The organism is Nostoc sp. PCC 7524 (assembly GCF_000316645.1).
Classification (GTDB): domain Bacteria; phylum Cyanobacteriota; class Cyanobacteriia; order Cyanobacteriales; family Nostocaceae; genus Trichormus.
The window spans coordinates 4,370,179-4,396,863 of the sequence record NC_019684.1 but is presented as its reverse complement, the minus strand read 5'-3'; the positions used below and the strand labels follow the sequence as shown (position 1 = coordinate 4,396,863).

General features: G+C 40.4%; 25 protein-coding genes and 1 pseudogene. 15 read left to right on the top strand and 11 right to left on the bottom strand.

Features of this window, described 5'->3' with window-relative positions; genetic code table 11:
- The first annotated feature begins 134 nt into the window (after positions 1-134).
- From yidC to NOS7524_RS17485, 3 genes are all read left to right on the top strand, one after another.
- Positions 135-1,277, top strand: a complete 1,143-nt coding sequence (yidC, locus tag NOS7524_RS17495; protein ID WP_015139824.1) for a membrane protein insertase YidC — start codon at positions 135-137, stop codon at positions 1,275-1,277.
- Between the two features lie 3 nt (positions 1,278-1,280).
- Positions 1,281-1,802 (top strand): Jag family protein, encoded by a 522-nt coding sequence (locus NOS7524_RS17490; RefSeq protein WP_015139823.1) that lies wholly within the window; start codon positions 1,281-1,283, stop codon positions 1,800-1,802.
- Between the two features lie 126 nt (positions 1,803-1,928).
- On the top strand, positions 1,929-2,435 hold the full coding sequence (locus NOS7524_RS17485) for a YceD family protein (RefSeq protein ID WP_015139822.1): 507 nt from the start codon (positions 1,929-1,931) through the stop codon (positions 2,433-2,435).
- Between the two features lie 104 nt (positions 2,436-2,539).
- Here NOS7524_RS17485 and NOS7524_RS17480 read toward each other — a convergent pair whose 3' ends face one another.
- From NOS7524_RS17480 to aroC, 5 genes are all read right to left on the bottom strand, one after another.
- Positions 2,540-2,992 carry an SRPBCC family protein gene (locus tag NOS7524_RS17480; RefSeq protein ID WP_015139821.1) on the bottom strand — a complete coding sequence of 151 codons (453 nt, stop codon included), beginning with the start codon at positions 2,990-2,992 and terminating at the stop codon, positions 2,540-2,542.
- 19 nt (positions 2,993-3,011) lie between these two features.
- On the bottom strand, positions 3,012-3,200 hold the full coding sequence (locus NOS7524_RS17475; protein WP_015139820.1) for a CPXCG motif-containing cysteine-rich protein: 189 nt from the start codon (positions 3,198-3,200) through the stop codon (positions 3,012-3,014).
- An 11-nt stretch (positions 3,201-3,211) separates the two neighbouring features.
- Positions 3,212-4,849, bottom strand: coding sequence for a B12-binding domain-containing radical SAM protein (locus tag NOS7524_RS17470; RefSeq protein ID WP_015139819.1), 1,638 nt, complete (start codon positions 4,847-4,849; stop codon positions 3,212-3,214).
- Between the two features lie 179 nt (positions 4,850-5,028).
- Positions 5,029-5,283, bottom strand: coding sequence for a SemiSWEET family sugar transporter (locus NOS7524_RS17465; RefSeq protein WP_015139818.1), 255 nt, complete (start codon positions 5,281-5,283; stop codon positions 5,029-5,031).
- A 211-nt stretch (positions 5,284-5,494) separates the two neighbouring features.
- Positions 5,495-6,583, bottom strand: a complete 1,089-nt coding sequence (gene aroC, locus NOS7524_RS17460) for a chorismate synthase (protein ID WP_015139817.1) — start codon at positions 6,581-6,583, stop codon at positions 5,495-5,497.
- Positions 6,584-6,751: 168 nt separating this feature from the next.
- Between aroC and NOS7524_RS17455 the strand changes: the two genes are divergently transcribed.
- The gene (locus NOS7524_RS17455; protein ID WP_015139816.1) at positions 6,752-7,252 is read left to right on the top strand and encodes a hypothetical protein; all 501 of its coding nucleotides are present in this window, start codon (positions 6,752-6,754) and stop codon (positions 7,250-7,252) included.
- A 148-nt stretch (positions 7,253-7,400) separates the two neighbouring features.
- On the opposite strand, the gene NOS7524_RS17450 is transcribed toward NOS7524_RS17455, so the two are convergent.
- The 3 genes from NOS7524_RS17450 to psbA all read right to left on the bottom strand — a co-directional run bounded on the left by NOS7524_RS17450 (position 7,401) and on the right by psbA (position 10,261).
- Positions 7,401-8,261: a hypothetical protein gene (locus NOS7524_RS17450; RefSeq protein ID WP_015139815.1), complete on the bottom strand. Its 861-nt coding sequence runs from the start codon at positions 8,259-8,261 to the stop codon at positions 7,401-7,403.
- 4 nt (positions 8,262-8,265) lie between these two features.
- Positions 8,266-8,949, bottom strand: coding sequence for a hypothetical protein (locus NOS7524_RS17445; protein ID WP_235622362.1), 684 nt, complete (start codon positions 8,947-8,949; stop codon positions 8,266-8,268).
- Between the two features lie 229 nt (positions 8,950-9,178).
- Positions 9,179-10,261, bottom strand: a complete 1,083-nt coding sequence (gene psbA / locus NOS7524_RS17440) for a photosystem II q(b) protein (RefSeq protein ID WP_015139812.1) — start codon at positions 10,259-10,261, stop codon at positions 9,179-9,181.
- A 223-nt stretch (positions 10,262-10,484) separates the two neighbouring features.
- Between psbA and cofG the strand changes: the two genes are divergently transcribed.
- The 10 genes and pseudogenes from cofG to gshB all read left to right on the top strand — a co-directional run bounded on the left by cofG (position 10,485) and on the right by gshB (position 20,811).
- Positions 10,485-11,474: a 7,8-didemethyl-8-hydroxy-5-deazariboflavin synthase subunit CofG gene (gene cofG, locus NOS7524_RS17435; protein ID WP_015139811.1), complete on the top strand. Its 990-nt coding sequence runs from the start codon at positions 10,485-10,487 to the stop codon at positions 11,472-11,474.
- Between the two features lie 391 nt (positions 11,475-11,865).
- Positions 11,866-13,190: pseudogene (locus tag NOS7524_RS17430) on the top strand (ATP-binding protein).
- Positions 13,187-14,752 carry a tetratricopeptide repeat protein gene (locus tag NOS7524_RS17425; RefSeq protein ID WP_015139810.1) on the top strand — a complete coding sequence of 522 codons (1,566 nt, stop codon included), beginning with the start codon at positions 13,187-13,189 and terminating at the stop codon, positions 14,750-14,752. The pseudogene NOS7524_RS17430 and the gene NOS7524_RS17425 overlap by 4 nt, the downstream one beginning before the upstream one ends.
- Positions 14,753-14,805: 53 nt before the next feature.
- Positions 14,806-15,096: a DUF2281 domain-containing protein gene (locus NOS7524_RS29565; RefSeq protein WP_015139809.1), complete on the top strand. Its 291-nt coding sequence runs from the start codon at positions 14,806-14,808 to the stop codon at positions 15,094-15,096.
- Between the two features lie 20 nt (positions 15,097-15,116).
- Positions 15,117-15,479: a type II toxin-antitoxin system PemK/MazF family toxin gene (locus tag NOS7524_RS17415; RefSeq protein ID WP_015139808.1), complete on the top strand. Its 363-nt coding sequence runs from the start codon at positions 15,117-15,119 to the stop codon at positions 15,477-15,479.
- Between the two features lie 195 nt (positions 15,480-15,674).
- Positions 15,675-16,223, top strand: coding sequence for a DUF4334 domain-containing protein (locus NOS7524_RS17410; RefSeq protein ID WP_015139807.1), 549 nt, complete (start codon positions 15,675-15,677; stop codon positions 16,221-16,223).
- Positions 16,224-16,498: 275 nt separating this feature from the next.
- On the top strand, positions 16,499-18,085 hold the full coding sequence (gene hflX, locus NOS7524_RS17405; protein WP_083882618.1) for a GTPase HflX: 1,587 nt from the start codon (positions 16,499-16,501) through the stop codon (positions 18,083-18,085).
- A gap of 252 nt (positions 18,086-18,337) precedes the next feature.
- Entirely contained in the window at positions 18,338-19,051 is a 714-nt protein-coding gene (locus NOS7524_RS17400) for a hypothetical protein (protein WP_015139805.1), read from the top strand.
- A gap of 386 nt (positions 19,052-19,437) precedes the next feature.
- Positions 19,438-19,701: a glutaredoxin 3 gene (gene grxC / locus NOS7524_RS17395; protein WP_015139804.1), complete on the top strand. Its 264-nt coding sequence runs from the start codon at positions 19,438-19,440 to the stop codon at positions 19,699-19,701.
- A gap of 129 nt (positions 19,702-19,830) precedes the next feature.
- Complete coding sequence (gshB, locus tag NOS7524_RS17390) at positions 19,831-20,811, top strand: glutathione synthase (RefSeq protein WP_015139803.1); 981 nt, start codon at positions 19,831-19,833, stop codon at positions 20,809-20,811.
- A gap of 495 nt (positions 20,812-21,306) precedes the next feature.
- Here gshB and ftsZ read toward each other — a convergent pair whose 3' ends face one another.
- From ftsZ to NOS7524_RS17375, 3 genes are all read right to left on the bottom strand, one after another.
- Positions 21,307-22,596 carry a cell division protein FtsZ gene (ftsZ, locus tag NOS7524_RS17385; RefSeq protein WP_015139802.1) on the bottom strand — a complete coding sequence of 430 codons (1,290 nt, stop codon included), beginning with the start codon at positions 22,594-22,596 and terminating at the stop codon, positions 21,307-21,309.
- A 331-nt stretch (positions 22,597-22,927) separates the two neighbouring features.
- Complete coding sequence (locus tag NOS7524_RS17380; RefSeq protein ID WP_015139801.1) at positions 22,928-23,185, bottom strand: hypothetical protein; 258 nt, start codon at positions 23,183-23,185, stop codon at positions 22,928-22,930.
- 713 nt (positions 23,186-23,898) lie between these two features.
- Positions 23,899-24,753 (bottom strand): cell division protein FtsQ/DivIB, encoded by an 855-nt coding sequence (locus NOS7524_RS17375; RefSeq protein WP_015139800.1) that lies wholly within the window; start codon positions 24,751-24,753, stop codon positions 23,899-23,901.
- A 376-nt stretch (positions 24,754-25,129) separates the two neighbouring features.
- On the opposite strand from NOS7524_RS17375, the gene NOS7524_RS17370 reads away from it, so the two are divergent.
- Positions 25,130-26,461, top strand: a complete 1,332-nt coding sequence (locus NOS7524_RS17370) for an ATP-binding protein (RefSeq protein WP_015139799.1) — start codon at positions 25,130-25,132, stop codon at positions 26,459-26,461.
- The last annotated feature ends 224 nt before the right edge of the window (positions 26,462-26,685 follow it).

The following is a 26,685-nucleotide window of genomic DNA, read 5'->3' as shown; positions in this document are numbered from 1 at the left end:
TTTGCTCATATACAAAAAAATTGGCAATATTCCCGTTAACAAAGTAGTAACACCACTCCCTACTCCCTACTCCCCCTTTTTTAGATAAATTAGATTCAGTTCAGTTTACAGTAACTCAGGTTGAATTCAGAATAATGGATTTTGGTATCGGGTTTCTCTCAAACAACGTCATGCTGCCAATCATAGACTTGTTCTATGGTATTGTGCCTAGCTATGGATTGGCGATCGTTGCCTTGACATTGATAATCCGCTTCGCGCTCTACCCCCTGAGTGCTGGTTCAATTCGCAATATGCGGCGGATGCGAATTGTGCAACCTCTGATGCAAAAGCGGATGGCAGAAGTTAAAGAACGTTATAAGGACGACCCGCAAAAGCAGCAGGAAGAGATGATGAACGTGCAGAAGGAATTCGGCAACCCCTTGGCGGGATGTTTGCCCCTCCTGCTGCAAATGCCAGTGCTGTTGGCACTGTTTGCCACCTTGCGGGGTTCGCCGTTTGCTGGAGTTAACTATTCCGTTAACCTCCAAATCTTCCCCGCCGAACAAATCGAACGAATTCAACCCCAAGCCTTCGCTACTCCTCCTCAGAATGTTTACATTGCTGATGGGGAACATCTCAAAGTCACTGCAATTCTCCCTGGTGGTAGCAAATTGGCAGTCGGGGAACAAACCAAGATTGAATATCAAACCCTGGAAGGTAAGCCTTTCCCAGTTCTACTGGCAGAACATCCAGAAACTAAGCTCACCCCTGAATGGAAAATTACTAAAGGGGAAGATAGGATCAAAATTGATGCAGAAGGCAATATAGAAGCCTTACAGCCAGGCGATGTCACAATTCAGGGTACAATCCCTGGCTTGGCAGCAGATAAAGGATTCCTGTTTATTGATGCCTTGGGCAGAGTGGGAGCAGTAGACCCAGATGGTACAGTCCACTGGGATATTGTCGCCATGATTGTCTTTTTTGGGATCAGCCTTTATGTCAGCCAAATTCTTTCCGGGCAGAACTCCAGTGGCGGCAACCCACAACAAGATACAGTCAACAAAATCACCCCTGTCATCTTTTCTGGGATGTTCTTGTTCTTTCCCTTGCCAGCCGGGGTGTTGATGTATATGGTGATTGGGAATGTTTTTCAAACCTTGCAAACTTATATCCTCTCCCGTGAACCTTTACCAGAAGAACTACAAAAAATTGTAGAAACTCAGGAAAAACAAGTAGTGGCAGAACAAAAAACATTACCTTTCGAGCCAAAAAGTTCCAAGAAAAAGACCACAGGTTAATAGATGAGCAATATTCCCATGCAGCGAGGTCAGCAGTGGCTAAAATCACTGCTGGAACTCACTGGGATATCAGCTGAGATTCGAGGTAGTTTAGAAACTCTCGATGCTCCAGAAGAAGATTCCCCAGAAATAGATAGTTACTGGTTGACAATAGACGAAACCACCTTGACTTCAGAACAAATTCATATTTTGATTGGTGCTGATGGGTCTGTGTTGGATGCAATTCAGTATTTGGCTAATTCGACGCTCAACATCAACCAACCCCAGGAAGGACAAGCTTCCTACACAGTCGAATTGAACGGTTATCGAGTCAAAAGACAGGCTGAAATTCAAGCCATAGCAGAAACTGCCGCCGAGCAAGTGCGTTCCACAGGTCAAGAAGTGGAAATCAAATCTTTAAGTTCTGCGGAACGGCGTTTGGTACATACTTTCTTCCAAAAGCTTGGGGATTTAGAAACCTTCAGTCGCGGGAAGGAACCTCATCGTCATTTGGTTGTTCGTCCGGCGATAGTTGATGAACTATGAAAAGCTCACTCACTTACTTACTCAACAAAGGATATTTGTTCTTGGTTGGGGCTAAACTATAAATGGATTGTCAGCAGAATAGCTGATGATTGATCTAAATTTTCATGATCATGTCTCACAAATCCGATGGACGCAATTTTTATTCCGCAGCTAACTAAGGCCCCGGAGCGTACCGAGGAAGTTCAAGTTAAAGAATTTCTGCCTGGTCTAGAAACACTGACACCAGTTCGTGGTCACGTCCGCGTGCAGCATCATGGTAATTATCTGGATGTGTCAGCACAGGCAGAAGCCATTATTACTTGTACCTGTAATCGCTGCTTACAAAATTACAATCACCGTTTGGTGGTGAATACTCAAGAAGTTATCTGGTTAGATGAGACTGCTAATCAAGAGCAAGACTTGCCGCTAGAACGGGAAGTGGCTATAGAAGATTTGGTGGAAACTTTGTCACCCAATGGTTATTTTTATCCAAGTGAATGGCTATATGAGCAGATGTGTTTGGAATTGCCTCAGCGTCAGTTGTGTGATTTAAATTGTCCAGGTATTCTTAGTAGTGCTGGTGAGAATACAGAGAAACCTGTTGATAACCGTTGGGCGGGGTTAGAGGCACTGAAAAAGCAACTTCCAGGATAGGTTATCTGCTTTAAAAGCTCACCTATCCCGCCTGTGAACCTGTAGCGTAGGCATACAGACGAACACAAGTTTTAACCGTTAAACAAGTCTAAAAAACGAGAATTTTATGATTTTGACTCACACTCGCGCTTAGTCACAAAATGACGGTAGCGAAACATTGCTTCTAATTGCACTTGTATTAACCAACCGCTAACAAATTCTACAGTTTCCCCTCCAGGCATAACGTACGAAACATTGTCAGTCAGCTTGGTTTTATTCCCTTCTGCTACAAATTCATGGCGATGTATCCAAGATTCAAAAGGCCCCGATATCTGGATATCAGTAAACCAATGATACTTTTCACATTCAGTGTGACGCGCCAACCAAGTTAGAGGTAAAGGGCCAAGAAACAGTCTAAACTCCGTAGTCGCACCTACTGCTAATCCTCCCTCGCGGCGAACTACCCGCACAGGTTGCCAAGGTGGAGTTAATAGCTGTAAAATATCTGGTCTTTCGTGGAATTGCCAAACTACTTCCACTGGCGCGTTAATGACGGAGGAATGTTGAAAGTGTAGCATGGAAAGGAAAACCTACAATCTAGCCTTCGTATTCGGTATCAATTTCAATTTCTAGGGTGTCTTCATCCACTCGAATATATAAGATATTGGGACGACAGCAAACTTGGCAATCTTCAACGTAAGACTGTTGTCCCCCAGCACTTAAGTCAATAAAGGTTAAGTTGGGTTCACCGCAGTAGGCGCAATAAAACTCAGCTGTGTTTTGCATTCACTTGTTAACTATAAATCTAATGGCTGAAGTTGCTTTGAAAAATGACTGGTAGCCTCAGCCAAATGCTTTAGTAGTGTAGACTGTGGCAGTGGCCCTTGCAAGTGACTCCAGGGCAATATCTGCTCATGTGACCAATTATTGTGGACGTAGTAATCTAAATCAGGAATTTGACCTTTGAGTTCCTTAAAAGCACGTTTGTAGCTTCCCAAGGAGTCACCAAAGTTGCGGGTAAGTTCCAGTAGTTGGGAAATTCTGCGATCGCCTCTCGATATCAAAGCTTGTATAATCGACCAATTATAGCTTTCTGGGCGAAAATCTATACCTTGGGGTTTGAGTTGTTTTTGTAACCACTGCAACCGCTTTTCTGCTTGACGATTCACCCCAAACCATTGAAATGGTGTATGGGATTTCGGTACAAAGGTACTGCAACCAAAGGTGAGGCGCAGCCCCGGTGCGGCTTTTTTAATACTCCGCATCATCGCCACCGTTGCGTCTAAATCTTCCGGTTCTTCCCCTGGAATACCTACCATTCCATAGAGTTTTAAGCCTGTTAAACCGCCAGCTTTCGCATTAATGGCTGCTTGGATGATTTCGTCGTTATGTAGCTTTTTATTTATGATTTGGCGTAATTTTTCTGAACCACTCTCTACAGCTATGGTAAGCGATCGCGTGTCTCGTTTCGTCAAAGTTTTCGCTAACTGTTCTGTCACTGTGTTAGTTCTAACTGACGCAATACTCAGCCGCACATCATCATATTTTGGCTGACTAATATAATCTAATAGATTTTCAAATTCTGGATGTTGTGTAACAGAAGCACCCAATAAACCCAAGCGATTTGTAACTTGTAAACCTTTTTCAATAGCTGGAATTAAAGAACCGTCTAAACTCGCCGTTCTAAAAGGTAAAGTTAAATAACTAGCTAAACAGAAGCGGCACATTTCTGGACAACTCCGCACCACTTCCACCATAAAAATATTTTCCCAAGTCGCTTTTTCAGTCACCACAGTTGAGGCTGAGAGAGTATTTCCCCGATAAGTTTGCTTCTGCACCACGGCAGGAATTTCTGAAGAAATAGGTTGAATAGAACTAATTTCCCCGTTTATTTCTTGATACTCTACTGCATACAAACTCGGCACATAAATTCCTGGTACTTGTGCAAGTGCTTGCAATTGAGTTTGTCTAGAAGCATTTCTCACCTCTTTATAAGCTTCTATAAAATTCCCTAATAAATTTTCCCCATCCCCTAATAAAATTACATCAAAAAAATCAGCAAAAGGCTCAGGGTTAGCAGTGAGAACTGGGCCACCACCGAAAACAATAGGGTGAGAATCATCACGATTAATGGCGCGAATGGGGACTTCTAAAGATTCCAACAAATTTAAAATATTCACATAATCTAATTCCCAAGAAATCGAAAATCCGACAATTTCTGGATTTCTAGGAAGTGATTCCGAAATATCAGTAAATAAACGACTCACCTCCACATCATTACGCATTGCCAAAGTTGCCCAGACTACCTGATAGCCCAAGCTAGTGATACCTACTGTATACTCATTAGGGAAAGCGAATATCAATGGTATGGCGTTAGTTTCCGGCGTAGCAGGAGTAAATAACAGGCGTTCAGCAGTAAATAAAGAAGATGTCACAGGTGCTTAATTAAATCAGGTAACAGGGTTGAGGTTAGAAGATGTTTTGATAACGATATAGCGTTTCCTAGTCTACTGAGGTGCAAATCTCTGCGTACCCACCGAAGTTATGATCGGCGGAAGCCGCCGCTCATACTTCTCTCTGCGCTTTACTTTGCGTACCTCTGCGTTTCAAAATATTATCTATATTTAATTTTAAGCCATAGAATTACAAAGTTCAGAGCCAAAGTTGTGCCGTTAGCAAAAATAATCGGCCAAGCTTGCAGATAAATTCCATATAGTAACCATAAAAAAAGACCACTCATAAATGTAATCAGCATGAGGTAAGAAACATCTTTTGCTGATTTTGTGCGCCATGTTTGCAACACTTGTGGCAAGAAAGCAATGGTAGTTAATATAGCGGCTGATAATCCTAAAATTGTGATAAAATTCATATAATATTAGAGATAGATTGTATAAAAATAATAAAGAAGATACTCAAAAGTACCTTCATTTTCAGATAACAATACGATAGGTTTTTAGAGAGGTATTGAGACAGGCGATCGCTGCAATTATGATAATACTCTTAACTCTCCATTATGCAAGTTTAATAATAAGCGATCGCCAAAATCATTGATACTTGAAATTAGGCGATCGCTATCACAATCACAGCACTTTACACTGACCATGTTGGCGTAACAAATGATCGCACAACACCAACGCCACCATCGCTTCTACCATTGGAACTGCACGGGGTAAAACACAGGGATCATGTCTTCCCTTCGCCGCTAATAATGTTTCTTCACCCTCACGCGTCACTGTTTTTTGCTCTTTTCTAATGGTAGCTGTAGGCTTAAATGCAACACGCAAAATGATATTTTCCCCATTAGAAATACCGCCTTGAATCCCACCAGAACGATTAGTTACGGTGCGAACTTCCCCGTTTTCATCTATATAAAATTCGTCGTTATGTTCAATTCCTGTTAATAGTGTCCCTGCAAAACCTGAACCAATTTCAAACCCTTTGCTAGCAGGGAGAGACATCACAGCTTTAGCAATATCAGCCTCTAATTTATCAAATACAGGCTCACCCAAACCTTTGGGGACATTGCGCGCTACACATTCCACAACACCACCGATAGAATCACCTTGTCTACCAGTTTGCTCAATTAATTCAATCATTTTTTGCGCGCAATCCCCATCAGGACAGCGTACAATATTGCTTTCGACTTCATCCAACGTAACGGTATTGGGGTCAACTACACCTTCTAAATCCTTGATGCGCTTGACGTAACCGATAACTTCAACATTCACAACTTGACGAAGAATTTTTTTAGCGATCGCACCTGCTGCTACTCTCCCTATTGTCTCACGGGCTGACGACCTGCCCCCACCTTGCCAATTACGAATCCCATACTTTGCATCATAGGTAGCATCCGCATGGGAAGGACGATACTTTTGCGCCATCTCGTCATAATCTTGGGGACGAGTATCTTTGTTTCGCACCAAAATTGATATTGGTGTCCCCAAAGTTTTACCTTCAAACACCCCAGACAAAATCTCACAACTGTCTGCTTCCTTGCGGGGAGTCGTAATTTTACTTTGTCCTGGTCGTCTTCTATCCAACTCTACTTGAATTTCTTCAGCCGAAATTTCCAATCGCGGAGGACAACCATCAATCACAACCCCCACGCCTCCGCCGTGAGACTCACCAAAAGTAGTAATACGGAAAAGATGACCAAAAGTGCTACCCATAATATTTAGAGGAAAAAGGATGAAGCTTATGTATTCTACCTAGAGTTTCAGTCAAAATTAATTGCCAATAGTCTAAAAGAACGAATATCTGTCGAACCATACAACGACCATCTTGTAAACCGTAAAAATACTGCTTATAATAGTTTGTGTAATATTATTAAAAGAATTATGATTGTTCCTGGTCTAAATTATTGGTATAAATCAGCACAAGACCTATTTGGTAAGGTATGCAGAGACAAAGAGAAACTGAGTGACTCTCTTAGCAGCCAAGATCAGGAGAGAATAGCTGATGCCGTATTCAATTTTGCAGTAACCGCCTATCATGTAAAAGATTGGTTAAAGCAGGAAGGGACAAAAACTTTTACTCCTAGAGATGTTGAAGAGTATGTGAATAATAATAAGGTTCTAAGTATCTGTGCTGACCTATGTAATGGTAGTAAACATCGAAACTTTGATGACGAAAAACATAATCCAAGATCAACAGCAACAGGTACTGGAAATTCTCCACTAAAGGTAAGTATGACAAGCATTACTTGTTCTAGTAGTATTCCTGTGACAGGGTTTATACCTGTAATTGAGACAGCAGAAGGAAATCAATATGACATTCTAACCTGGGCAGATCAGGTAGTATTAGCATGGGAAGATTTCTTTACGACACACGGTATCTAACCAACTACGGCTTCTCATAAAATTAAAAAAGCATCTTTTTTTTCAGAAGATGCTTTTTTATTACTTTAAATCAATATTAATCAGAATAAGACTTATTTTGTTAATTGCCTATCGGATGTAGTCGAGGCAATAGCTAATTTACAATATTTTATTCAGGTAAAGCGTCTAAATCAGAGAACTTAGACTGCCAATTTGCTTGCTCAATCTTTTCTAAATACTCTTTTATTAAGTTAAATTCCTCATAGCTAAAATTTGGATTACTCCACCCACTATAAAATTCACAATTATCATATCTTTCATGAACTATTTTTTCTTCTGTATTTGCAGAGTTTTTTATAGTTAAGTAATAAGATACTGCATCGCAAGTGCCGCATACTCCGAATTTTACCAAAAAATCAGCAATATAAGCCGTTGCTTTTAGATTATAATAATGTTCACTATCTTGCCTTATAAATTCACTTTGAAATTTCCAGGTCTTCCTAATCACTCCATTGTGAATTTTTTCTAAAAGTTTTCGTATATATTCTATACGAGTGATTTTTCTCTCGTTTATAGTAAAAGTAATTTCTTCTGACATATTTTCTCTTGATCTATTATTTTTCAAGTTTAAAACACTCTGTTTAGCTTGTGCCAAAATATCTTGATTATTTATCTCAGCCAGTTTTGCAATTTCTAATGATTCTAATTTTTGAACCAAATAACTATAGAGTTCTAAACATTTTTCATAATTTTCTGGCTGATTTAAAATATCATCACAAACTTTCAAAGTATCAAAAGCAAATTGATAATTTTCCTGCTCACAATGATGATAAAAAGCCTCAGTATAGTCTGCTAAATCTTCTTCCCAAGCCCAATTCTCTAGCCAATCACCTTCTATATCATCAACATAAAGATGAATATAATCAGCACCATAATTTTGTTTATCTAGCTGCAATTGCTGGGATGCTGCCAGATAATCAGCATCTACCTCAGAACTGGACTGATTATAAATCTTTACATCTTTAGTCATAATACTATCCAGTGAAGGTTATCATATCAACAAAATTGGCAGGGCGATCGCTACTTTCTTTAAGCATAACATCTGCTAACTTGAGTAGATTGTCTGGAGTGTTCACTCGTGCATCATGAGCCACCAGTAAAGCCCGTTTAATACTCCAGCATGATAAAGTATTACTCCATCGTTGCTGCTTATTCAGAAAGTCAGGGTTAAGCTGTCCATCCCGCAAGTTAGAAATACCTGTAAGCTGAACAAACACAGGCTCAAGTTTAGTAGGAAAATGACTAACAAGTAAATCTGTAGCCATAGATAAATCTAGGATGTAACGTTCTGAAGCACTGCCGTCAGTTCTAGCATTAATGGTTTGAATTAGAGCTAAAATTAAATTTTCATCGCTGCCACTATACTTTTCTTGTATAAGCTTTTCAACCCAGTAAGAAAATTTTGGATCTTCTTGACTCAACCAATTAGGGAATATGACACTGTACCAATAATACTCAGTTACAGATAGGTTCTTTTGTTGACAAAATTTTTCTATTTCTGCTTCAGATAAATTTACAATTGGTTTTATTTCATATATATAAGCCTGAATATCGTAATAAAATTCATTGAGAAATTCTATTAAAAATCGTTTTTTATCAATAAGTTCATTTTTATACTTAGATAGTGTAATTCCAATTTCTTTAATCTTACCTGCCAACTTAGGTTCTATCAATAAAGATTTCTTTTTTAGAAGTTGTAACCTGGGTTTAATCTCATTAGCCTGTAGTTGAATCCTCTTTGCCGTCAAGTAACATCTGCATTAGGGGTTATTTCGTTAATTACTATACCATGTTCGATATCAACTACTTTCTTGAACCAAACAAAAATACCCCCCATTTCTGGAGGGTATTTTTTATTTAACTGAGTCTATTAAACTCGGTTGAAGATTAGCCGTTGATAGCGGGTGCGCTGATAGCAACAGGAGCAACTTCACCAGCAGCCAAGTCTAAGGGGAAGTTGTGAGCGTTGCGCTCGTGCATTACTTCCATACCTAAGTTAGCGCGGTTGATGATATCAGCCCAGGTGTTGATGACGCGACCTTGGGAGTCAATCACGGATTGGTTGAAGTTGAAACCGTTCAGGTTGAACGCCATTGTGCTGACACCCAAAGCGGTAAACCAGATACCGATTACAGGCCAAGCAGCCAAGAAGAAGTGCAGAGAACGGCTGTTGTTGAAGGACGCGTATTGGAAGATTAAGCGACCGAAGTAACCGTGGGCAGCTACGATGTTGTAGGTTTCTTCTTCTTGACCGAATTTGTAACCGTAGTTTTGAGATTCGGTTTCGGTGGTTTCACGCACCAAGGAGGAAGTTACCAAAGAACCGTGCATTGCGGAGAACAAAGAACCGCCGAATACACCAGCCACACCTAACATATGGAAGGGGTGCATCAGGATGTTGTGTTCCGCTTGGAACACGATCATGAAGTTGAAGGTACCAGAGATACCCAAGGGCATACCGTCAGAGAAGGAACCTTGACCGATGGGGTATACCAAGAATACTGCGGTTGCTGCTGCTACGGGTGCAGAGAAAGCTAGGCAAATCCAAGGACGCATACCTAAACGGTAGGACAATTCCCACTCACGACCCAAGTAGCAGAATACGCCGGTCAAGAAGTGGAAAATTACCAATTGGTAAGGGCCACCGTTGTACAGCCATTCATCTAAGGAAGCAGCTTCCCAAATGGGGTAGAAGTGTAAACCGATAGCGTTAGAAGAAGGAACAACTGCACCGGAGATGATGTTGTTACCGTAGAGCAAAGAACCTGCAACGGGTTCACGGATACCATCGATGTCCACAGGAGGAGCAGCGATAAAGGCGATGATGAAGCAGGTGGTTGCAGCTAGCAGGGTGGGAATCATCAGGACACCGAACCAACCGATGTATAAGCGGTTGTTGGTGCTGGTAATCCAGTTGCAGAACTGTTCCCATACGTTGGCGTTTTGGCGCTGTTGTAAGGTTGCGGTCATGTTTTTATGATTACGGTTGAATTTATGTATGTATCAGGTGTTTTCACCTGTTGTTACATATCTTAACTAAGATGTTTAGATTTGTAAAGCACTCTGAGAAACAATTTTTTACATTACCCTGTAGAAACCTCTAATACTGAGTTCCTGTAAGGTTTTCAGTCTACAGAGGCAATAATTTTTATTTAACTTAAATCATTTACAATTCTTCAAAGCATTCTATTTTATGCCAGTGGCAAACTCTTCTATCGTCACCTATAGCCCTGCTTACACAATCGTTCCCACTTACGAGTGCTTCAATCGCTGCACCTACTGTAACTTCCGCACCGACCCCGGTAAAAGCCCTTGGCTGAGTTTATCAGCAGCAGAAGATATTCTAAACCGACTGCAAAATCAGCAAGTCTGTGAAATTCTCATCCTTAGTGGTGAAGTGCATCCCCACTCACCCCAACGTCAGGAATGGTTTCAGAGGATTTATGATTTGTGTGAATTAACACTATCGATGGGTTTTTTATCACATACCAATGCAGGTCCTTTAAGTTTTGCAGAAATGCAACAACTAAAGAATGTCAACGTTTCAATGGGTTTAATGCTAGAACAGTTAACCCCAACATTATTAAAGACAGTCCATCGCCATGCACCGAGTAAGTTACCGGAACTCAGACTGCAACAATTAGAATGGGCGGGAGAATTGCAGATACCCTTTACCACTGGTTTACTTTTGGGAATTGGGGAAACCTCTAATGATTGGTGGGAAACATTAGCAGCTATCTCTCACATTCATCAACGTTACCACCACATTCAAGAAGTCATCTTACAACCTCACAGTCCAGGGAATCAGCAAACCTTTAACGCACAACCTTTTGATCCTCATCAACTACCAGTAGTCATTGCGAAAGCACGCCAGATTTTACCGTCAGATATTACAATTCAAATTCCGCCGAATTTAGTTAAAGATAAACAATGGTTACTAGCTTGTATAGAAGCTGGTGCAAGAGATTTAGGCGGAATCAGCCCAAAAGATGAAGTAAATCCAGATTATCCCCATCTTCAGGAGCAAGAATTAAGAGAAATTTTACAGCCTACGGGGTGGGAATTAGTACCGCGGTTACCTGTATATCCCCAGTTTGATAGTTGCTTGTATGGGGAATTACAAAAAGCGGTGCAGCAATGGCGAACAACTTTAACGCCAACTTCTACAACAGGTGACAGGTGACAGGGAACAGGTGACAGGTTATAAAGCCTTGTATTGTAAAAGTTTGATGATTGCTTGCGATGAGTCTTGGAACTCTGTTCATCTATCTTAGATACTCGTGAATGAGTCTTGGAACTCTGTTCATCTATCTCAGATACTCGTGAATGAGTCTTGGAACTCCGTTTATCTATCTCAGATACTCGGCGACGAGTCTTTTAACTTTGTTCATCTACCTCAGATACTCGTCGCCGAGTATCTGAACTTCGTTGATCTACCTCAGATACTCATAAACGAGTCTTTTAACTCCATTGATGAGTATCAGAGCCTCATTTTACTATTTTTTTCTTTTCCCCAGCACTGCCATTTTCTATAATCTTTGGTATTGTGAGCAACATTGCTATATTTTTTACATATGGTTAATAGTCCTGACTTACTCAGTCAACTCTACAACGCCTTTAACCCCTTTGAACCTTTACCAGCAGGTGATCCCAAATATGTAGATTGTCAGGATGTGCGGGGAGATGCGGATATTCTCCAAGAGTTGGGAAATCGGATGCGACTGTCAGATAAAAATACTTATCAATTGTATTCTGGTCATCGGGGTGCGGGTAAATCTACAGAACTACTCAGGTTAAAAAAGTATTTAGAAAATCGCCAATTTTACGTCGTCTATTTTGCGGCTGATGAGGAAGATATCGACTCAGAAGATGCTCAATATACAGATATTCTCCTGGCCTGTACTCGCCGCTTACTCAAAGATTTGAAAGAAATCGCTAGTCCTCGTCCCATACTCGACTGGCTCAAAAATCGGTGGGATGATGTGAAAGACTTAGTGCAGACTCCCATAGAATTTGACAGCCTGGCAATAGAAGCACAACTGAGTCAATTTGCCAAACTGACAGCAAATTTAAGGGCTGTTCCTGAATTACGCCAGAAGATTCGCCAAAAAGTTAACCCCCACACTGTTACATTAATTCAGGTTTTAAATGAGTTTCTTGGGGATGCTAAACAAAACTTACCTAACGGCTACACAAAACTGGCGGTAATTGTTGATAATTTAGACCGGATGGTGTTAGTTAAAGATGGAGAACGTACCAATTATGACGAAGTATTTCTAGACCGCAGCGAACAACTTCAAGCTTTAGACTGTCATTTAGTTTACACCCTCCCTATTTCCATGTTGTATTCTACAAGGGCAACTGATCTTAGGGATATATATGGTGAATGTCTGACTTTACCGATGATTATGGTGAAAACTATCCAAGGTGAAGTTTACCAGACAGGAATCAAGAAAGTTAAGGAAGTAATTAACAGGCGAGTCCGACACATTGCACCGGAATTATCATTAGAGCAGGAAATTTTTGACAGTCCCCAAACCTTAGAAAGACTCTGCTTAATGAGTGGAGGTCATGTGAGGAATTTGCTATTGTTAACTCAAGTCGCTATTGGACGGACTGAAGACTTACCAATTACAGAAAATGCTGTACGCAGAGAATTACTCAAGCTAGAGATACTTACCGCCGCGCCGTCGAAAATTCTCAATGGTGTTTGTTAGCAGAAGTTTCCCGTACTAAACGTATTATTAATGATGATGAGTATAGAAAGTTGATGTATAACCGATGCCTTTTAGAATATCGCTATCTAGATGATGAAGGCGAGATGCAGCGTTGGTATGATATTCATCCATTAATTCAAGGAGTTACAGAATTTAAAGAAGCCGTAGCAAAACTTCCATGAACTCAGATTTCAACAACTGGGATGATGATTTACCCCCTGAACCGGAAGCAGCCTATCAAGATTTAGTCCGCGCCCTGAAACGCAAATCTGGATTTGGCTTGTATTTTGTCCAGTGTACTCCTGTGGAAGCAGATAATTTAATTATTAAACTTCCCCAGGATATTCCCCACAAGCATATAGAAGTTTTGCGCTTAGTTGAGGCGATTGATAATTTATATCAGCGAGTGGCTGAGTTTGTTCAAAACAAGCAAATAGATATTTTATTAATTAAAGGTCTGGAATATTCCTTATATAAATATGAGAAAAGAACCTTTGGTGAAATAACCGAAGGACAATTTAGCAATTTAACCAGCGTGCCGCATATTTTAAATCACTTAAACCAACAGCGAGAAAGGTTTAGAGATGATTTCCCATTTTGCTTTGTTTTTCTATTGCGTTCCTTCTCCATCAACTATTTAATTCATCGCGCCCCAGATTTCTTTGATTGGCGTTCTGGAGTATTTGAACTACCAACTACTCCAGAATTAGTTGAACGGGAATCAAATCGTTTGATATTGTTGGGAAATTATGAGGCATATTTAAAACTTAGCCAAGAAGAAAAAATTGAAAAAGTTCTGGAATTTCAAGACTTGTTAGCAGAACAACATCAAACAGAAGATAGGAAGGTAGGTTTACTATTTGAACTAGGTAATTTGCTCTATGCAGCAAAAGAATTTGAAGCAGCGATATCATCCTACGACCAAGCACTGAAATTTAAACCAGATAAACACGAAGCTTGGTACAATCGCGGCATTGCGCTAAGAAATTTAGGACGCAATGAAGAAGCGATATCATCCTACGACCAATCTGTGAAATTTAACCCAGATGATCACCAAGCTTGGAACAATCGCGGCAATACGCTATTTAATTTAGGACGTAATGAAGAGGCGATATCATCCTACGACCAAGCTGTGAAAATTAAACCAGATAAACACGAAACTTGGAACAATCGCGGCATTGCGCTAAGAAATTTAGGACGCAATGAAGAAGCGATATCATCCTACGACCAAGCACTAAAATTTCAACCAGATTTACACCAAGCTTGGAACAATCGCGGCATTGCGCTATTTAATTTAGGACGCAATGAAGAGGCGATATCATCCTACGACCAAGCACTGAAATTTCAACCAGATTTTCACGAAGCTTGGTACAATCGGGGCAATGCGCTAAGAAATTTAGGACGCAATGAAGAGGCGATATCATCCTACGACCAAGCACTGAAATTTCAACCAGATTTTCACGAAGCTTGGAACAATCGCGGCGTTGCGCTATTTAATTTAGAACGCAATGAAGAGGCGATATCATCCTACGACCAAGCACTGAAATTTCAACCAGATTTACACCAAGCTTGGTACAATAAAGCTTGCTGTTATGCCCTGCAAAATAATGTTGAAAAAGCAATAGAAAATTTGCAAATAGCTATTAATTTAAATCCTGAACAATGTCGCACATGGGCAAAAACAGATTCAGATTTTGATAGCATTAGAAACGATGAACTGTTTCAAGAATTGATGGAAAAATAAATAGCTTTTAATGCGAGAGAGATATATTCATATATTCAGGGAATGCAAATAAAATGTCAGAAACAATAAATATTGAACAGGCTGTGATCAATAATCTAAGCATTCTTTCCCATGAGAAACAGCAGGAAGTGCTAGATTTTGTTGAATTTCTTGTTCAAAAAACCACAACAAATCACCAATTAGCAAGGGACAAATCACTGCAACCAGAAAAACGGTTATCTCTTAAAGAAATCGCCAAGCTACCTATAGCAGAACGGCACAAAATACTAGAACCTTATATGGTGGCTACAGCCGAGGATTTTTTAACAGACCCAGAATTAACCGAGTTTTCTGTATTAGCATAGTGAAGATTGGGAATTAGAAAATGACTAATCCCAAGAGAGGAGAGATTTGGTTAGTGCAACTTGACCCAACTAGAAGACAGGAAATTCAAAAAACTCGCCCTGGTATTGTGATTAGTTCTGATATTTTTACCTCTATACCTATGCGAATGATTATTCCTGTAGCAACATGGCAACCTAAATTTCAAAATCGCCCTTTTATGATTCCTATTCCAAGAACTGATCAAAACGGCTTAGATTCAGACTCAGCAGGCAATGTTTTACAAGTTCGTAGTATCACAACTGAGCGATTTGTTAGATGTTTAGGAAAAGTTTCGGCAGATGTTATGCAAGAATTACTCACTGGGCTAATAGTGTGTGTTGATTACAATCCTGAAATTAAGTAGAACAGGGTAAATAATGAAAGGTTTGTAGGCATATTTTTTCTGTAGGGTGCTTGACGCAGCAAGATTATTTGAACGTAGTCATCAGACTTATAGCGTCACGCACCAACCACCAATTGTGACACTTGCGTAAGTCCTGATAGAATTTCATAATTAAAGGTTCGTTCCCGCAAAATAGCACTTATCAGGAGAATAACAATGGAAACATTAGAGAATTATCAGTTAATTTTGAACACAGGTCACACTACAACAGAACAAGCTTTAGAAATTTTTGACGCTCTCGAACCTGTAAATTTAGAGTTTATGTTTGGTCGTTGGCAAGGGTCTGGATTAAATACAAATCATCCAATGGATGGTTTGTTGGAAATTGCCAATTGGTATGGCAAGGAATTTATAGATTCTGAAAACGTTCATCCTTTATTATTTTTAGATAGTCAAGAAAAGATTTTTCGGGTCGCACCTAATCCCACTTTAATGGACTGGTTTTTAAAAGTATCCATACCCAAAAATAATTCTCTAAAACCATTATTCATGCCAATAATTTATTTAATGAAAACCGAAAACAGCCAAGCAAGACTACGCATGATGGAGTATAGAGGCAAAGTTGCGGCTACAATGATTTATGATTATTTACCAATCAATGATTTTTTTAGAAAAGTAGATGATAACACTGTCTTAGGAATTATGGATTATAAAAACCTAACTCAACCTTTCTTTTTTATGCTCAAGCGATCGCGTAAAGTGTAAATTCTCATCTCTAGCCTTAAATTAACCACCCAACCCCCAAAAGACAGAGTGTGCAGTCCTAGCACTGTTGTAAAATAGACAATAGAAGGATTCGGGGGGCCAGTTTACTGGTCGAAACGCCTATAGAAACTATTTTCGGAAATCTTCAGGGTTTAAAGTCCAGTCAGCTGAAACAACTACAGCGACTGTACCACCAACGCATCCCAGGCGATCGCATCACTACGCCTGAGTTCTCCCAGCGTCTGGCAGCCATTAGCACTGAAATTAATCTCCCTGTGTGTGCCTACGTCAACCGTCGCGGACAAGTGATTCGTGTTGGTGTAGGCACTCCGCGTCAAACGCAAATTCCGCCAATGGAATTGCCTCGTTATGGAGCGGAACGTCTCAGTGGTATTCGTTGCATCGCTACCCATCTCAAGGCAGAACCGCCAAATGAGGCAGCCTTAACAGCAATGGCAATGCAACGCCTAGATGCCTTAGCTGTCATTAATATTACGGGAACAGGCTTTACACGGCGCGGTGGTGGGGCTACGGGCTACGTTAAAGAAGCTTATTTAGCGCACCTAGTCCCTCAAGATGCCCGTGCTTTGATTCCTAGTGCAGCGTTTTCAGGTTCAAAAAATGTCCAATCTCCTAGCTGGAGTGTATCACCACCTCTAAATTTAGATGACCTGGCACAGCAGGATTTCATCGATTTGGTGGAAGGACTAGAAGAGGAATTCCGTCGGGAATTCGTTGCCCAAGAAGTCGATGCAGACCATGACCGTGTGTTAATTGTAGGTGTGATGACTGATGAAATGTCACTCCAGCAATTCCATGATACCTTGGCAGAATTAGCGCGGTTAGTGGATACAGCTGGCGGTGATGTCTTACAGACAGTACAACAAAAGCGATCGCGCATTCACCCGCAAACTGTTATCGGTGAAGGCAAAGTCCAAGAAGTCGCCCTCACAGCCCAAACTCTAGGATGTAATCTTGTCGTCTTTGACCGCGACCTCTCACCAGCCCAAGTTCGTAACTTAGAAGCGCAAATTGGTATTCGAGTAGTTGACCGCACAGAAGTAATCTTGGATATCTTCGCTCAACGCGCTCAATCCGGTGCTGGTAAATTACAGGTCGAATTGGCACAACTAGAATATATGCTGCCTAGACTCACAGGTAGGGGACAGGCAATGTCTCGATTAGGGGGTGGTATCGGGACTCGTGGCCCTGGGGAAACTAAGTTAGAAACCGAACGCCGTGCCATTCAGCGACGCATTTCTCGCTTGCAACAAGAAGTCAATCAGCTACAAGCTCACCGTTCTAGGCTACGACAACGACGGCAACATCGAGAAGTGCCTTCAGTGGCTTTGGTTGGTTATACCAACGCAGGTAAATCCACCTTATTAAATGCCCTTACTAACGCGGAAGTGTACACTGCCGACCAATTATTTGCCACTCTCGACCCTACGACACGCCGTTTAGTCATTCCTGGTGCTGAGAATGGAGAAACCCAAGAAATTCTGATTACAGATACAGTAGGGTTTATTCATGAACTACCAGCATCGTTAATGGATGCTTTTCGCGCTACCCTAGAGGAAGTTACAGAGGCTGATGCTTTACTACACTTAGTAGATTTATCACACCCTGCTTGGTTGAGTCATATTCGCTCAGTCCGGGAAATCCTCGCGCAAATGCCAATTACTCCCGGCCCAGCGTTAGTTGCGTTTAACAAAATTGATCAAGTAGATAGCCAAACTCTAGCTTTAGCACGGGAAGAGTTTCCTTTAGCAGTGTTTATTTCTGCCAGTCAGCGTTTAGGATTAGAAACCCTACGTCATCGCCTGAGCCAGTTAATTCAATATGCTGTAGACTTACGGTAAACACAGAAACTAAATTAAATTATTGTTCTATATATACCCAGGATTTATACTGGGTTTTTTCTTTATTTAAAGTTCTAAATGAAGAGTTCTTGAACACAGTAACCTTATCATAGACAAATCTTAGTCACCTATTTAAACTGTTGTTAAGTCTATCAATTTAGGTGCTTCTGGCTACAAGATGGGTAGTGATTTAAACAAACTCTCCACTTTACAGATACATCTCAAAATTCTTGTTCGTCAGCACAATTAATTATGAAAAATCTCTGGTCAAGCGCAGTAGCACCTTCTTGTTTAGCGGCTACTGCTGTTGTTATGGCCTCATCTGTATTTGCCCCTGCTAATGCTGCTTCCTTAAGTTTCATAATCGAGGAATTCACAGGTTCTGATGCAAGAGTACAGATTACCTTGGATGACCAAATAGCAGGATCTGGTAAAGTTCAATTTAAGGTAGATTATCTACCTACTGGTAGCAACACAATTGCTGATCTTAGGGGACTATTCTTTAACATTTTAGACGATTCTCTCCTCAAAGACCTAAAAGTAACTGGTGCAAATATCACAGCTAGTAAATTTGGTCCTGCTGGAACAATTCAATCTGTCGGTAGTAGTAGTAATAATCTGAATGGTGGCGGCGGAAAATTTGATGCTGGCGTAGAAATTGGCCAACAAGGAATCGGAGGAGGAGACGATTTTCAAACAACTACTTTCACGCTCTACCATACCTCCAAGGCTCTCACTTTAGAGCAGTTTTCTCAGCAAAACTTTGGCGCTAGGTTAATGAGTGTTGGATCTCAAAATGGTAGCCGTAACGGTAGCAGCAAACTTAAAGGACAAGCACCTTACTACACGCCACCGCCACCACCACCGAAAAAAGTACCTGAACCTACTGCAATTGCTGCCCTTGGTTTATTTGCTCTCAGTGCTTTAAAGCTCTCAAAAAAAACAGAAAATATTTACATCCATTAAAAAAACTGGTTCTTCAGTACGTATTATGCTGGAATTTTAAATCAAGTCCGTAACTTACCTTGAAAGTAGAGCCTTATAGTCATTATGTAGCGTCAATTTCACAATTCACGCTCAAAAATTACGACTAAAGGCTGTTACGATTACCCAGTAAGGGTTTTAAGCTTATTTACAGACGCATTTAGCATAATTAAGTGATGAAGAGCCAAAAAACTATCAATTTCATATTGGCGGTGAAAGCTTCTATATTTCGCCGCTAATTTTACTTATTAGCTATCCATCAAACTATACCTATGGTTGTTGAGAGTTTGGGTGACAACAGGATAGTTGCTTAACAGCCAGTGCTAAAGTTCTAAAATTAATAAGTATTGCACCACATTGAGGACTTTATGGCAGCTAAGGTAGAGATTTACACTTGGGCAACTTGCCCCTTTTGCATCCGAGCTAAAAATTTGCTGAATCGCAAGGGTGTTGATTTTATCGAATACAGTATCGATGGTGACGAAGCAGCACGGGCTAAAATGTCTGAAAGAGCAAATGGCAGACGCTCTTTACCACAAATTTTTATCAACGATCGCCATGTTGGTGGTTGTGATGATATCCACGCTCTAGAAGCTCAAGGCAAGCTAGATGAGTTATTAATCGCTCAATAATTTCGCACCATATCCAAATGATCCGCATGGGATTGTTTTCCAGTCGTAAAGATGGTGAATCAATCATAGCGTCAGGGGATAATCTAAATTGACTATCCTGAAAATGTCCTGGCGATTGAGGCAAAAAGTGTGAAACTGGCTTTTATTATTGATCCCATCCATCAGCTTGACCCATGTCATGATACTAGCGTGGCTTTGATGGAAGCAGCGCAAATTTTGGGTCATGAAATCTGGATAACTCAGTCCAATTGGCTGAGTGTAGTAGAAGGTAAAGCTTGGGCTATCTTACAACAGGTGGAATTAGACCCAATACAGTTAGTTGATGGACGTTGGATCGCAGCCAATCCTTGGTATCAGTTGAGCCAACGTTCCTTTCTATCCCTGGAAAGCATGGATGCCGTATTTATGCGGACAGATCCACCTGTTAACGATGCTTACCTATATGCTACTTACATCCTGGATTACATTGACCAAAACAAAACTTTGGTAATCAACAGTCCCAGTGGTATCCGAGCAGCAAACGAAAAAATGTATGCTCTCCAGTTTACCAACGCCATTCCAGAAACCATTGTCAGTGCCGATAAACAGTTGATTCGTCAGTTTGTCGAAGCTAAAGGGGCAACTGTTCTTAAACCATTGGGTAACAAAGCCGGGGAAGGGATTTTATTTTTACAATCAGGCGATCGCAATTTCAATTCGATTGTCGAACTCAGTACCTACCAAGGCAGATTACCAGTTATGGTACAAACCTATTTACCAGAGGCTAAAGAAGGAGATAAACGCATTATCCTCCTTAATAGCGAACCAATTGGCGCTCTCAATCGACTTTCGAGTGGGAGCGATTTTCGTAATAACATGGCAACTGGTGGTACAGTTGCTCAAACTGAGATTACCCCCAGAGAGTATGAAATCTGCACCCAATTAGCCGAAAAACTACGCCAAGACGGCTTAATTTTCGTAGGTATTGATGTGATTGGTGGCTACCTCACAGAAGTTAACGTCACTAGCCCTACAGGAGTCAGGGAAATCGACAGGCTAGATGGCACTCGCCTTGGTAATCAGGTAATTCAATGGGTTGAGCAGAATTTAACAAATAAAAAACTAAAATAATTTTCACTTACCTGCGGATTTCTACTTCCAACTACCTTTCTGTAAAAGTAGTTTTGATTAAGTCTCTAGAGTTTCTTACTTCACCGTTTTACTTTTAACTATGGACTAAGGACTACTGAATACCTCAATAAGCAATTTATGATACTTATGTAAGCCCTTTTACTTATAAATTGCGATCGCACCTGTCATCAACTGTCTATTCAGATTCAAGACAGGTGCTGCTCAGACTTTAGGAGGTAAATCAGCATCTTAAAAAATTCTGCTTCTCTTCCGTCCCAAAAACATAAATGGACATCCAAGTCGGCAGAATTATGTATAACTTGATTTTGTTTTTGTGTGGTATAGATTTATTTGTGACAACAACAGCCATTACATGAGATAGCAACAGCATTGCTGACTTCTACCTCTGGTGCAACTTGAGAACTAGCAGATTTTATATAGCAATCAGCCTGACCTAAGACTACAAATTTTTAATAATCTCAAATCTAAAACCGCTCAATTCCGTGGTCGCCGATTTCTGAGAAAATCAGGAATATCCAATCCAGTTTTTTCTTTTGGTTCAGGAATAGGAGATGGTGCTGGTTGATTAGCTGCTGGTTGTTGTAAGGGTGTGCGTTTCGATGGCGGAGGTACTACACGCGCACTGGCCGCATTCTGCTGGGGCGCTGCTTGAATTTCGCCGGTAAAACCAGTAGCAATGACGGTAATTCTTACCTCACCTTGCAGTCTGTCATCAATTACAGCGCCAAAAATAATATTAGCGTTGGGATCAACTACTTCATAGATAGTTTCTGCGGCGGCATTGACTTCATGTAGGGTGAGGTCACTACCACCTGTAATATTAAATACAACCCCTCTAGCGCCTTCGATAGAACATTCTAGCAATGGTGAGGAGATAGCGGCGATCGCGGCTTCTCTGGCTCTGGATTTTCCGGAACTCACACCAATTCCCATCAATGCCGAACCTGCATCTGCCATAACAGCCCGCACATCAGCAAAGTCTACGTTTACCAAACCAGGAATCGTAATAATATCTGAAATTCCTTGCACACCTTGGCGTAACACATCATCTGCATAGCGAAAAGCTTCTTGCACAGGTGTTTGCTCAGGGATAACTTCTAGCAATTTATTATTAGGGATGATGATCAGAGTATCAACCCGGCTTTTTAGCCCTTCAATACCTTGCTCTGCTTGACTGGTGCGACGACGACCTTCAAAGACAAAAGGACGTGTCACCACACCCACTGTCAGAGCGCCCATCTCTTTAGCGACTTCTGCGACAATTGGGGCTGCACCTGTACCAGTACCGCCTCCCATACCAGCAGTAATAAACACCAAATCAGCACCCTCCAGAGCTGTAGCAATTTCATCTCTGGATTCTTCTGCTGCTTTTTGACCAATAGCAGGATTACCACCAGCCCCTAAGCCTCGTGTCAACTTCTGCCCAATTTGTAAGCGACTGGGAGCGCCTGCCAAAGTTAAAGCTTGAGCATCAGTGTTAATTGACCAAAACTCTACCCCAGAAACATCAGACTCAATCATGCGGTTCACCGCATTTCCACCGCCGCCACCGACACCGATAACTTTGATGTTAGCAACTCGTCCTGGGACAATCTCGCCAATGCGGCTATTTTCCGTAATAATCTTCTTATTATCGTGGTTTTGTCCAAAATTCAGCCCAGAGTGATTAAAGGGGTTAGTTGAGTTAACTGCTAGTGAGAGGCTCGGCTGCCCCAAAGATTGGGAATTTTTATAGGTAAGCTCTTGGTTATTATCAAGTGTCATTGGATTCAGAAAGGTAGATAAACGACTTTATTCAGATGCTATTTGCCTAAGAGTCAACTATGGTTTGCCACTGCTAAAATCTATGGCACTGCTCTTTACTGTGATCACTACTTCTAACCACAAGTAGATTACAAGTGTGACATCTTGCTATGGGATCAGCCATCAAAGCAGCCGATCACACGGCTAATTCTAGAGAAGTATACCTATATTTAACTAAAATTGATCTGTATAACTTCAATGTGATATTAATATTGTCACTACATTGCCAATTTTGCATAGTATATCTCTGGCATAACCGATACATTCTCTCTAATTTTGTTAATCATTGTAATTAGTTATTGATATTACTACTCACACTCTTGGTTTTTATATCACTTCCTGTTATTAATTCTGAGATTTTTTTGTATTCTTTACTACACTCTTTAGGAAGAATATACTGAAAATAGTATTTCTTGATTCCTTGATGATTAGTTTTAGCGGCTAACTCTAAGCAATTAAACATAGACTTAATAAAAATACAAGTAATACTACAATAAAAAATTTCAAGGTGATCACTAAATCTGTCAGTATCAGCTACAGCACGTCTCATCTGAATTAATAATATAGTTGATATGTTTCTTAATTGGGGATAATTGCTACTTTAAACAAAAATTTAGTTTCACGGGTTGTTTACAATGAAATTTGCTGCAATAAAGAATCTGCTGATGATTTATGGAACACTCAGCTTGCTGTATTGTTTGTTGTAACTAAAGAAAAGCTGAATAGTAGTAATATTTAAGCCTGTGTTTATAAACTGCTCAGTAGTAGAGTTTTGCAGAAGGCAATGAAAGGGAGATACTCGACAGGAAGCAGCAGATACTAGGGGTATGAAGTTTGATGAAATTTGGGGGTTTTTGGTTCATGCAGTTGTTGTAGCAGTGCAAAATCTCTGTCTATGTAGATAGACAAGAATATTTACAGTCATGGCGAGCGAAGCAATCCCAGACGATTGCTTCACTCGCAAGTCCTACATATCTTTTCCAAGATTTTCTAACCCCTAAAAAGCGCAGAGTCAACACCCTACCCTATAGTCCCTGTTCAAACCCTTGATTATACCTGCGACTTCTTTGTGTGGACAATCTAGCTATCTGCGTCTTATTGATTAATCGCAAATAATTACCGTTGCTCCCTAGCCTTAAAGGGTTGAAACTCAAAGCTAGTTTTCTTGTAGCTCTCTAGAAATTAGCAAAACAGCTAAATATATTTCTCTATAAAAATAAATTTTATTGATTCACGTAAGAGTCTTTAAAACATAAGACATACTTAATTTTGTGAAGGAGTTTGAGAGTTAACCATTTCCTTTGTTTGGTTTATATGTACTAATGGAGAATCAGGATTTTTCAAGTCGATGTAATTGATTTGTGTAGGATTGATTTTGGTTGGTAAGTGGCGTAGTTTTGCCAGTACACTGATTTGTTGAGGTAAATGGGGACTTAGAGCGCCAAGATAGACAATTCCTAGTTCCGTTTTCAGCTTTAAGTTAGTTGGATCTTGGTAATCGATTTCTGTAATTTTTACAGAACTTCGGCTAATAGAGGAATACAGTGTACTCCAGTATTGACGATATTGTTCGGGAACACCGATCACTTTCAGGCTGGGTAATTTAACTTCGGGGTTAATCATTGTGTATTTTTCTAAAGGCATCCAAACCCCTTGGGCATCTAATAAGCCTGTAGATATTTCTGTCTTGTTAGTGTTATTGCCTTGGGATCGAGTCCTTTGAGCTATTGCTACAGGTACTCTTTCTTGGATCTCAATCATTAAACCTGGAGGAAAAAGCCGACGGCTAACAGTTGCTTGTACAATAGCTGGCTGTTTTTTCAAGGATTCGGCGATAGCTGCTGGTTGAATTCGCCATAAAGATTGCGGATATGACAGCACCAATAGTGACTGCACTGCCTCTTGTGACAATGATTGATTGCCTGATGTGATTGATATTTGTTTAGGCGTTTTGAGTATCCAAATTGGCTGGATTGTCACCCACAATAAACCACCCGCCAGTCCAGTAATTGCCACAGTTCGCCAAATAGCTTGCAAAATTTTCATTTGGCGCTGTCGGCGTAACTTTTGGCGACGTTGAGCTAACTCCTTACGAGAAATATATACTATACCAGGCATTGATCCCTCTTGTCGTTTGCAGTCCAATTCATTGCCAGCCTTGACTAATTGTTTAATTTCAATAGAATTACCGCGATTGGCTAGCTGTCCTCTCCAACGGGGACTTTATTTCTAGTCATACTTTACAGCAACTTTACTGGAATTCAGGCATTAGTGATGAACTTTACCAACAGGATTGGCAATGGATTAAGCATCATGACACCGTTAGCAAGCCCTTTGCTAGAGTCCATACAGCTTACCATGCCAATTTTAAAAATAATTACGATTTTTGTAGTATTTAGTTGTTAAATTACGAGTAAATACATACGCACCAAAACAAATGGTTAGAGATAATTAGTATCTAATCAGACAAAAAACAGCATCTACTATCTGCAAAATGGGCAATACATTAAACTTGTCACGCTTTTACAAAGCTTGTAACCCTAGCTATACGCTAAATATGAGTGTGATGCTAGATCGGCAGTATTATATAGATTTTGCTGATGTACGTGGATGCAAAATTGTCGAAGAATTACAACGTACTATCAGTCGTATTTCTCCTGATGAGCCTACCTGCCAATTATTTACAGGTCATATTGGCTGTGGTAAATCAACAGAGTTGCAGCGCCTCAAAGCCGAGTTAGAAGTAGCGGGGTTTCATGTAGTCTATTTTGAGTCCAGTCAAGACCTGGATATGGCAGATATTGATATTAGTGATATTTTGTTGAGTGTCGCTCGTCAAGTTAGTGTGAGTTTGGAAGCGATCGGTGTCAAACAGAAACCTGGTTACTTTAGCACTTTGTTTAAAGAAATCGGCGATTTCTTGCAAACACCGATAGAACTTTCGGGAGAAGCAGAGTTTTCCTTGGGTATTGCCAAAATTACGGCTAAAACTAAAGATAGCACTCAGTTACGCAATCAACTTAGGCAGTATTTAGAACCTCGCACCAACAGCATTCTACAAGCAATTAATGAAGAGATATTAGAAAAAGCTATTGAGCAGCTAAAGTTGCGGGGTCAAAAAGGATTAGTAGTCATCGTAGATAACTTAGACCGAGTTGATATGCGTCCTATGGCATCTGGACGGACGCAACCAGAATATCTATTCATTGATAGAGGTGAACAGTTACGTAGACTCAAATGCCATTTGGTTTACACAATTCCCCTGGCGTTAATTTTTTCCAATGAGTACGAAACACTGAAAAACCGTTTGGGAGGCGGTATTGCTCCCAAAGTATTGCCAATGGTGCTAGTGCGCCAAAGAGATGGTAGTGACTACGAACCTGGAATGTCTTTACTGCGTCAGTTAGTGCTAGCAAGAGCTTTTCCAGAAGTTCCCTGTAATGAAAGGGAGCAATTTATTACAGAATTATTTGATCACCCAGACACCCTAGACCGTTTATGCCGTGTTAGTGGTGGACATATACGTAATTTATTAGGTTTACTGTACAGCTGCCTCCAACGACAAGATCCGCCATTTTCCAGAGATTGTTTAGAAGCTGTCATTAAAGATTATCGTGATGATTTGCTATTAGCTATTGATGAATGTCAGTGGGAATTATTATTTGAAGTTGTACAGCAACAAAGTGTTAAAGGCGAGTCTGATTATCAGAGCTTACTCAGAAGTATGTATTTGTTTGAATACCGAGATCCTCGTGGACGCTGGTTTGGCATTAGTCCAGCTTTGGCAGAAACTGAAAAAGTTATTGCATGGCGACAACATCAGTAATAAAACAATAACTTTGGCAACTCAACATTCAAAATTCAAACTGACAGGACTAAACTTTATGGAAGTTTGAAAGAGGATGTTTTTAAATTGATATAGATACGCTAAAAAGCAAATATCTGGTTTTTTGGTAATACATATTCTCATATTTGCAACATATGGGTAATAGCAATTTAAAAGGCATAATATGCCTTTTAAATTATGCTGTAATGATTTTTATCTATTTA